Here is a 3,823-nt window from a genome sequence, read left to right on the forward strand (position 1 = left end):
GTCAAACGATGACCAAGCTGACGGAGCATCATGATGCGCTGCGTATGGTCTTCCGTCAGACCGAACAGGGCTATGAAGCGTGGAATCGCGGTGTGAATGAAGGTCAGCTGTACAGTCTGGACGTTGTGGATTTGACAGGCGTCGAAGATGCGGCAGATGTTGCGATGGCGATGGAAACGAAAGCCAATGCCATCCAAAGCTCCATTCGTCTAGACGAAGGACCGCTGGTGAAACTGGGACTTTTCCGCTGCATAGATGGAGATCATTTACTGATTGCCATTCACCATTTGGTTGTAGACGGCATTTCATGGCGGATTGTGTTTGAGGATTTTGCGACTGGATATGAGCAGGCCGTTCGGGGAGAAGCGATTCGCTTGCCATATAAAACGGATTCGTTCTCCACTTGGGCAGAACGTTTGTCTCAATATGCCAACAGTCCGGCCATCGACAATGAACGCGAATATTGGGAGCGTCTTGCCCACGCGGAAGTCGCATCGCTACCTAAGGATCAAGAAAGAGCGGCAGGACAGCATTTTGTGGTCAGAGACAGTGAGACGGTGAGCGTGGCGTGGAGCGAACAGGACACCCGACTGCTACTGCAGGAAGCACATCGTGCATACCACACCGAGGTCAATGATCTGCTGTTAACCGCACTCGGTACCGCATTGTACAACTGGAGCGGGCAGGAGCGAGTGCTGGTCAATCTGGAGGGCCATGGCCGGGAAGCTATTGTTCCCGATATCGACATCACACGTACCGTGGGCTGGTTTACGAGTCAGTATCCGGTGCTGCTGGATGTGGATGGAACATCAGAAGTAGGGCAGCGCATCAAACGGGTAAAAGAGGACCTGCGGCATGTACCGCATAAGGGCATTGGCTACGGTATGTTGAAGTATATGTCACAGGATGATGCTACCTCTTCCTGGAGCCTGCAGCCTGAGATCAGCTTTAACTATTTGGGACAATTTGATCAGGACTTGGAAAATGGGGAGATCACGCTGTCTTCACATCCAGGTGGAGAGCCGTTGAGTGACCGCACCGTACTGGAGCAGCCGCTGAATGTGAACGGCATGATTACAGCAGGCGTGCTGACCCTGGAAATTCGTTATGACAGCCATGTATACCAACAGCAAAACGTAGAGAAGTTTGCCCGGCTATTGCAGGAAAGCTTGCAGGAAGTCATCAAGCATTGTGCCTCCCAAGAGCGGAGTGAGCTAACGCCAAGCGATGTCTTGTTCAAAGGCTTGACACTGGAGCAGCTGGAGCAATTGACGGAGCAAACGGCTTCTGTGGGCGAACTGGAAAATGTGTATGCTCTTTCTCCCATGCAGAAGGGGATGCTGTTCCATAGTCTGATGGAGCCGGACTCAGGCGCATACTTCCAGCAAGCGTCGTTTGATCAAAAAGGTAGCTTTGATGTTGCTATTTTCCGTAAGAGTCTGGATCTGCTGACACAGCGTCATGAAGCGCTGCGGACGAATTTCCATCAATTTGAGACAGGACACGGTCTGGAGCCATTGCAAATCGTGTTCCGTCATAAAAATAGCGATCTTTCCTTCGAGGATATACGCAACATGCCGAAAGCGGAGCAACAGGCATATATCCAGACGTTTAAGCAGGAGGATCAGGCGAGAGGCTTCAATCTCGGTACGGATGCACTGATGCGCGTACAAGTGTTGCAGACCGATGAAGAAACGTATCACTTGGTCTGGAGCTTCCATCACATTGTCATGGACGGCTGGTGCTTATCGCTTGTTACGGGCGAGGTGTTTGGTACGTACTTTGCGCTGCTGGAGCAGAAACAGCCGGAGCTTGCTCCGATTACACCGTATGGCCAATATATCGAATGGCTAGAGCGTCAAGATGAACGTGCGGCAAAAGAGTATTGGAGCAGTTATTTGGCGGGCTTTGAACAGCAGACGTTGTTACCTGGAGCGGATACTTCATTGAAAGACCAAGTGGCGGATAGCAGCGAAAGTGTTCTGTCTACGACAACAAGCGATACCAGCAAATATGTTTCTGAAAAAATAACGGTAGAGCTGGATCCAACGTGGAGCGAAGCCATGTACCGGATTGCAAAGCAGCAGCAGGTCACAATTAATACGCTGATGCAGAGCGTGTGGGGCCTTATTTTGCAGCAATATAATAACAACGAGGATGTTGTATTCGGTAGTGTCGTATCTGGACGTCCGACGGCTATTCCGGGTGTAGAGCATATGATCGGCCTGTTCATTAATACCATCCCAGTGCGGATCCAAAGTGAGCGAAATGCCACGTTTGTGGACATCATGCGCAAAACGCAGGAGCAGGCGCTGGCTTCAGGCGTATATGACAGCTTCCCGCTGTATGAAATACAGGCGCTGACCGAGCAGAAGCAGCATCTAATTAACCACATTATGGTGTTTGAGAACTATCCGGTCGAGGAGCAAGTCGAGCAGCTGGGTGAAGTTCGTCCATCCGCGTTTGACATTACGAATGTAGAGGTTGTCGAGCAAACGAACTATGATCTGGACTTGATTGTGATGCCAGATGAAACCTTCCGGATCATGTTCAGATACAACGCGAATGTGTACGATCGGTCTACGATCGAGCGGATGCAGGGACATGTACTGCATGTCATCGAGCAAATTATTGACAATCCGCATATCCGAGTGAATGAGCTGGAACTAGTGACAGCGGAAGAGCAGGCACAGATCGTTCAGGTGTGGGGCGATACGGCGGCAGCCTATCCGCAGGATCAGACGCTAAGCAGTCTGTTTGAGCAGCAGGTAGCGAATACACCGGAGCAAGTGGCAGTACTGTGTGGTGCAGAGTCGTTGACCTACGTGGAGCTGAACGAACGGGCTAACCGTTTGGCCCGGACCTTGCGTGCGCAAGGGGTTCAGCCGGATCAGCCTGTGGGCATTCTGGTTTACCGTTCGCTGGACATGATCGTAGGCATCTACGCGATCCTGAAAGCCGGCGGAGCCTATGTGCCGATTGATCCGGAATATCCGGCCGATCGTATCCGCTTTATGCTGGAGGATTCGGGAGCGAAGCTGGTGCTGACACAATCACATCTGACGGAGCAAGTGTCGCTGAGTTTCGACGGCCAGGTGCTGGTGCTGGATCGTCAGGAGCAGGATGGCAAGAACATTTATCACGAAGACGGCTCGAATCTGGAGCCCCTAGCTGGACCGCATCATGTTGCCTATGTCATCTATACCTCCGGTTCGACCGGAAAACCAAAGGGCGTAATGGTGGAGCATCATTCCGTGCTGAACCGGATTTTGTGGATGCATGATCGTTATGGCTTGAGTGCAGAAGATACGATTCTGCAAAAGACCGCCTTCACCTTCGACGTGTCGGTGTGGGAGCTGTTCTGGTGGTCGATGGTCGGCTCGAAGGTAAGCCTGTTGCCGGTTGGCGGGGAAAAGAACCCGGAAGACATCGTGGACACGATTGCCCGCGACAGTGTGAGCACGATGCACTTTGTACCGGCCATGCTGCATGCGTTCCTGGAGTATGTGGAACAGCAGCCACGGGAAGTGATGCAAGCGAAGCTGGGCACGCTGCGCCATGTCTTTGCCAGTGGTGAAGCGTTGCCGCCACAGCATGTGGCCCGGTTCCAGCGGCTCGTATCGAGTCTGGCCGGAGCGAAGCTGGTCAACCTGTATGGACCAACCGAAGCGACGGTGGACGTGTCGTACTTCGATTGCGAGCCGGATGAGGAATATGCAGCGATTCCGATCGGAAAACCGATTCAAAATATCCGTCTCTACATCGTGAAGGAAGGCACGGAGCAATTGCAGCCGATTGGGGTGGCAGGGGAACTGTGCATCGG

At 52.5% G+C, this 3,823-nt stretch carries 1 protein-coding gene; it reads left to right on the forward strand.

What is annotated here, in order from left to right:
- Window positions 1–3,823 (forward strand): amino acid adenylation domain-containing protein (locus tag MMB75_RS25940; protein ID WP_277511609.1); only part of this gene is annotated, 3,823 nt, incomplete at both ends.

The organism is Paenibacillus sp. P2(2022) (assembly GCF_029522175.1).
Lineage (GTDB): Bacteria > Bacillota > Bacilli > Paenibacillales > Paenibacillaceae > Paenibacillus > Paenibacillus polymyxa.